Source organism: Fibrobacter sp. UWB4 (genome assembly GCF_002210345.1).
Taxonomy (GTDB): domain Bacteria; phylum Fibrobacterota; class Fibrobacteria; order Fibrobacterales; family Fibrobacteraceae; genus Fibrobacter.
In genome coordinates, this window is the sequence record NZ_MWQI01000007.1 from 184,066 (window position 1) to 190,438 (window position 6,373).

The 6,373-nt window shown below is 48.3% G+C and carries 5 protein-coding genes; all 5 read right to left on the minus strand.

Annotated features, from left to right (window positions below; all coding sequences use genetic code 11):
- Positions 1-44: 44 nt before the first annotated feature.
- Positions 45-1,136: an ABC transporter substrate-binding protein gene (locus B7990_RS11430; protein ID WP_088641069.1), complete on the minus strand. Its 1,092-nt coding sequence runs from the start codon at positions 1,134-1,136 to the stop codon at positions 45-47.
- 19 nt (positions 1,137-1,155) lie between these two features.
- Positions 1,156-1,911: a hypothetical protein gene (locus B7990_RS11435; protein WP_088641070.1), complete on the minus strand. Its 756-nt coding sequence runs from the start codon at positions 1,909-1,911 to the stop codon at positions 1,156-1,158.
- A gap of 372 nt (positions 1,912-2,283) precedes the next feature.
- Positions 2,284-3,270, minus strand: a complete 987-nt coding sequence (locus B7990_RS11440; protein ID WP_088641071.1) for a PLP-dependent cysteine synthase family protein — start codon at positions 3,268-3,270, stop codon at positions 2,284-2,286.
- Positions 3,271-3,539: 269 nt separating this feature from the next.
- Positions 3,540-5,009, minus strand: coding sequence for a nitrogenase component 1 (locus B7990_RS11445; RefSeq protein ID WP_088641072.1), 1,470 nt, complete (start codon positions 5,007-5,009; stop codon positions 3,540-3,542).
- A gap of 10 nt (positions 5,010-5,019) precedes the next feature.
- The gene (locus B7990_RS11450) at positions 5,020-6,327 is read right to left on the minus strand and encodes a nitrogenase component 1 (protein ID WP_088641073.1); all 1,308 of its coding nucleotides are present in this window, start codon (positions 6,325-6,327) and stop codon (positions 5,020-5,022) included.
- Positions 6,328-6,373: the final 46 nt, after the last annotated feature.

The window sequence follows — 6,373 nt, forward strand, 5'->3', positions numbered from 1 at the left end:
GGTTCGTAGGAGCAGGATCCAGTGATTTCTTGTAGAGTTTATTGTTATATATTCTTAGTTAGAGACTTAGGCTCTTCGAAAGTCTCTGTAAATTTGTCTGTTTTTGCATCGTAGATGTAGCCGTCAGGAATCTTGATTCCCTTGGCTTCGAAGTCTGCGAAATGCTTGTTGATGAACTTTTCGATGTTCAGCTTTGCCTTGAGAACGCCTGTTTGCTGGAGTTCTGTAGCGACAATTTTGAACGTGCGGCGCGCGGCCTTGCGAGACGGAATGTGACCGTAGCTTTCAAGCAACTTGGCGTTGAATTCCTGATTGCCGGCGACGACATCCTTGGAAAGTTGGAGTCTTGCGGCTTCTTGTGGGTTGGCGGCGACGAATGCGGAACCGCGAGCAACGGCGCGCGTGTAAGCGGCGGCACCTTCAGGATTTTCTTTCCAGAGCTTGAGGCTCACGAATGCGACACAGCAGTATTCCGGGGCGAATTTCGGGTCGGTAGAAGTGTCGAGCAACTTCTTGAAACCGTACTGTTCTTCTGCGGTGGCTGCGGTCGGGTCGTGCAATGCAATCACGTCAACTGCGCCTTTTTCGAGGGCAATCGGCAAGTCGCTTGCGCCATAGACGATGAATTCCACGTCGGCTTCCGGGCCGTCGGCGACGATACCCAAGTCGCGGAGTTTACGCCTAAAAGACATCACGGAACTGTCGGACAAACCGATGACGCCCACCTTGGTCTTTCTGCCTTTCAAAGCATTGAGGTTTTGAATGGCGGAATTCTTTGTCACGTAGAATTTTGTACAGCCGGTATGGACACCAATCACGAATGTAATCGGAAGTCCGTTCTGGATCGGCTGCAATTCCGTTGCCAAGAGGTCGTTCCCTGCATCGACTTTGTTTGCGACGATGAGTTCGTTGATGGAATTCTTTTCGGCGTTCACAGGGACCATTTCGTACTTCTGCCCAATCTTCTTGAATTCTTCATCAAGGTAGCCCTTGAGCCAAGCGACGTGAACCGGGGCGCTACACAACACACCCGTGTAGTGGGCGATTCGGACGGGCTTGAATTCTGCGAAAACGCTAGTCACGCCGAAGATGAGTGTAGAGACGAATGCTGTTTTGATGATGCTTTTGAAATTCATTGTCTGATCCTTTTGAGATTTAGAAAGCGAAAGTGGTCTGGAATATGTAGCCGGAATAGTAGGCTCCGTGAGCGGCGTATTCAATGTCGGTGAACAAGGTCAGAGTCACATGTTTGTTTACGGCGTAAGAACTTCCGGCCCAGAACGAAACATTGGAGGAACCTGTTCCAGACTTCTTTTTATCGGCATCTCTGCCGTCTGTCAACTGGCTTGTAAAAACCCAGCCCGTAAACGGCGTAAAACCAGATTTGAAAGCGTAATAGAATTCAAATCCGTAGTCTGCGGTAATTCCGCCATGCTGGCCGCCATCGTGCTTAAAGGGAAACGTCAATGCGAATTCATTGCCGATGCCGAATTGTTCGGTGATGGGCAAGTGCCACTGAACGCCAGTCTTGAGACTGAATTCGTTATTCGTGACTTCGTCTGCGCCTGTAGGGATGTTGGCATCGATGAAGGCGTATAAGTTAGGGTCGAAAGCGTACTTGAGGCCGACAGTAATGTCTTTGAAGCCATTGTTGCCACTGGCTCCGTCATGGTCGTTGGCGAAGAACTGATAGCCAAGATTCTGGAGGCTGATTTCCAAGCCTTTAACGACTGTGAAACGGGCGTCAACGTCGAAATCCGTAGAATGGAAATCTCCGTTGTACCAGTAATGGGCGCGTACGCGGGCTTCGCCGTGGTGCTCTTCTGGAATGTTGTAGTAGTCCCATGCGGCAAATGAACTGGCGGTTGCAAGGGCGATTGCAAATGCGATTTTCTTTACGTTAAAATTCATTGAATAAACTCCTTAGATTTTATGGCGTGTGCATTGTCGTTATAATGCTCACTTTGGGATTGTCATGCCCGCTGCTGAGCGGGATTCTCCATACAAACGGCTTGGTTGATTTTAAGAGGCATACGTACTGAAGATGACCTCCATTTTTATCAACTGAATTTGAATCGTTTCTGCGGTCTTATCCTTTTGAATTTGAGGGTGGATCGTTTTTTGTTTGATCCGCTTTTTATCGTTTCCTTGCGATGGGCTTAAAATTAAAAACCGCATTTCCGTTCTCAAAGGCTTTGCGGAGGTGGATTTTCAAAATAATTGAAAAAAGTTTGTCCTTAATTTTCTATGAATATTGGGGGCAATAGGTAAAGATTATAGGAGTTATTTCTTCAAGGCGTAAACCTTTGTAGACAAATACTTGAAACCGTTATCGGCGGTGATGACAACGATGTTCTTGCCTTCGTTTTCGGGGCGGGCCGCAATGATGGAAGCGGCGTAAATGCCTGCTGCACCTGATGTGCCGAGGAAAAGACCTTCGTGTTCGGCAAGCTCGTGCGCAACAGCTGTCGCCTGCAACGTAGAAACTTCGATGTATTCGTCGTAAATGGAAGAATCGGTCAGGAACGACGGCGGAGCATCGACATTGGCAAACGGGGCGACGCCATCGATTACGCCATGTTCTTTGGAAAGCGGCGTAAAGAATCTCGAATCAGGAGTGGCTTGTACACCTACGATTTTTACGTTCGGATTTTTCTCGCGGAAATATCTCGAAAGTCCGTTCAATGTGCCGCCCGTACCTGCCATCGAAACGACAAAGTCTACGTTCCCATCGGTGTCTTCCCAAATTTCAGGCCCGGTTGTGTTGTAGTGGGCGAGCGGGTTGTATTCGTTTTCGCACTGGTTGATGAAAAATGCGTTGTGTTCTTTAGTGTATTTTGTGATGGCGTCAATGACGATATTGTCTGAAATTGTGCCGTCTTCAAGAGCTTTTTTCAATTCGGGAATATCTTCGTAATCAAAAAGCTGTGCGCCGTATGTCTTGATGACCTGAACGCGTTCCTTGGAACCGCCTGATTCAAAGAAAATCGTGACTTTGTAACCTTTAGCGGCTGCGATAGCGGCGAGGGCGATGCCCGTGTTGCCACTCGTGAGATCTACAATTTCTCCACCCGGTTTCAATTTGCCGGTGCGTTCGGCTTCTTCGATCATGCTGAGGGCTGCGCGGTCCTTGACAGAACCTGTAGCGTTGAAATATTCGAGCTTGGCGAGAATATGGGCTTTTGCGTTGTGCTTCTTTTCAAAATTATGAAGCTCAAGAAGTGGCGTATGCCCAATAAGTTCTGTAATGGAATGGTGAATATTCGACATTGAAACCTCGTGACTTTTGACCATCAAAAAGTAAAAATCACTTACGCCAAATCAAAGTTTTTTTATCTGTGAAAATGTAAAACCTAAAGAAATAGTTTGTTGTAATTTAATCACGGTATTGAGTGTTATAGAATGCTTCTATAAAAGGAAATTCCCGCTCTGGGGCGGGAATGACAGATATGTGTATTAAAAGAAAAACTCCCGCGAGATTACTCTCACGGGAGCGTCCACGCCTAAGGAAACGAGGTAGCGGACTTTAATTTAACGCGTTATCTTGTGCCTTCCGGCTTCAAGAATTTATCGGTTTCCTGTTCGTACCACCACTTGGTATAAGGCAACTTGATACGGGCGGCAAGGCTCTTTTCAAAGCTGCGGTTCTTGATGGTGTCCAAGATGCTCTTTGCAAATCGGAGCGTTCCCTCATAACCGAAAATCATGTATTCGTCAGCGACGAAGAGTGCTGCGTAACCTTGCTTAATTGCCCACACGGTTGTACCCGGGTGACGGCTAAAGTAAATGTCCGGTTTGAAGTGGTTCAAAATGCTGAGCACTTCGTAGTTCTGCTGGTCAGCCACGGAGAGCTTGAGTCCCTTCGGAGATGTCTTGAGCAAATGTTCGAGTGCAGGCGGAACCTGACCGTTATCATACTTGTAGTCGTAATGCCAAGCGAGGCCGTAAACTACTTCCATGCCGAGTTCCTGCAAAACGCGGGTGACTTCGTAGGTGTAGCCCGGACCCATACCGATCACGGCGCGGAGACCCTTGAGTTCTCTCTTGACTTCTTCGATTTGCGGCAGGTAAATGGCGCGCTGCTTTTCGATGTAGCGTTCCACTTCGGCTTCCTTGCCAATCGTCTTGCCGATAGCGCGGAACCAAGTTTCAAAACCGCTGATGCCGTTCGGGTTAATTGTACGCACGTACGGAACACCGTAAGTTTCTTCGAGTGCGTTGCCGAGGTAAGTGCCGAGCGTACCGCAAATGCAAACCATTGCCTGGGCTTCGCTCAAGTGCGAAAGTTCTTCGACAGTGGAGTTACAATAAACAAATTGCGGTTCTGCACCGATTTCCTTGAAAAGTTCCGTAATCTGCGGGCGAGCGCTTTCGAAGAAGTTCTTGAAGATAATCTTGTTGTTCTTCTTCTCAGGCGGCTTCACGATGCCCTGTAAAACGGCGTGGTCAGCGATATCGAAACCACTTGCCCAAATGCGGCTCTTGAAACCTTCGCAATGGATCGGTATGATAGGAATGTCGTATTCGTCGGCAAGTTCATCGGCGAGACCATCAACGTCTTCACCAATCACGCCCGACACGCAAGAAGACGAAAGGAAAATCGCTTCTGGGTGGAACTTTTCGTACGTGTACTGCGTTGCTTTGCGGAGTGCTTCGATAGCGCCAAAGACGGTATCGTTTTCGTTCAAGTCCGTGCAGACGTAAACGGAATTTGTCTTTTCGTTGATGCGTTCGGCGAGCTGGCGGAACTTGACATCTTCACCTTGAGCAAGCGCTACGCAACCGGCCGGGGCATGGTAAACGACTGCAACATTGCGGATACTGATGAGCTGGTCCAAAGCGCAGCCCGAAAGGCAAGAACTGGATTGGCTAAAGCAGCGTTCGCGATTCTTGACGGAACCGCACTGGGAGCGGTGTGCGAGCGTTTCCAAGTCACCAGAAAATCCAGTGATGGATCCAAGACGGTTTTCGCGAACACCGACGTTTGCATTTTTAAAATTAAATGGCATTAGATCCTCCTTAAATTTTCAGCATGGAAAGTGCTGCAGAGTAAATATCTTCGAGCAAGTGAAGGCCTCCGCTGTAGCCTGCAACGTGAGCGTTGATGACGATCTTTTCGATCATCGGATAGCTGATGTTCACGAAGTGGCCCTTCAGTTCCTGAGCGAGTTTCTTTTCCCAGTTCGAACCGATGATGAGCGGGGAACCGCCAAAGTCCATCTTGCGGATTTGATTCTGGAAGTCGTGACCGTCTGTGCTGAATTCGACATTTGTCTTGATGTCGTAATTCAGCGTGTTCGTTTCCTTGGTGACGGCTTCGCGGAATGCTTCCGGAGTGTCGTCCGTGACGAACAACTTTTGCGGGAAAAGTCCCATGTCGTTCACGAGGAATTTTGTCACGGCGATTACGTACTGTGCTTCGCTCACGACCGTGAAGCGCTTGCTCACGATACGGCTTTCGAGAATCGTGTCGGCGTAACGTTCTAGGTAATAGAAGAAGTTGGCTTCGTTTTCTTGGATGACAGATTCAGTGAGTTCCTTGTCTGCGCCCGTGAAATCTGCAACTGCACGGAGAAACTTTGTCGTCTCAGCAGCGCCAATCGGCAAAATTGGGTAGTGCAACAGCGGAATGTTGAATTCCTTTTCAAGATACTTTGCGCTTTCGAGACCTGCCCACGGCGAAACGAGAATCGTGTATTCTGCCGCCGGAATTTTCTGCAAGTTTTCAATCCCACGACCGAAACCGAAAATCGTATTCGTCTTGAGTCCGATGGACTGCAAAAGGCGTTCGAGTTCACGCAAGTTGCCGAGCCAATACGGGTCCTGTTGCGGTACACCTGCGAACAAGTTTACAAGTCCCTTCTCTTTTGGAGCGCCCTTGTATTTGCGTACATACTGTTCGAAAATGCCCTTCAAAATCCAGTCATGACCGATGTAATTATTGCCTTTGAAACCCGGAGTTTTTGTCCAGATGACCGGCTTTTCTTCATCCTGAAAATCTTCGGCAACGGCTTGAATGTCGTCACCAATGATTTCGCCCGTGCAACCCGAAAGCACCACAAAAAGATCTGCGTCAATTACGCGGAGTGCATTCTTGATGGTAGAACGCAATTTGTCAGAACCGCCGAACACCACTTCTTTTTCGCTGATGCTTGTGCAAGGATAAATGTTTGCGCTGAAGCGGCCGCTCGTTCCGTTGTTGTCGTTCAATTTAGAGGCGCAACCTGGACCAGAGTGCAGTATAGGAATGGCGCCCGGAATGGATTGCACTGTCTGCATAGCAGCTAATGCACATTTATAACGTGCCTGATCTAATATTTTAGCCATGAGAGAATGTCTCCTTTACACGGATGCGATCCATGTAGATTTGTGC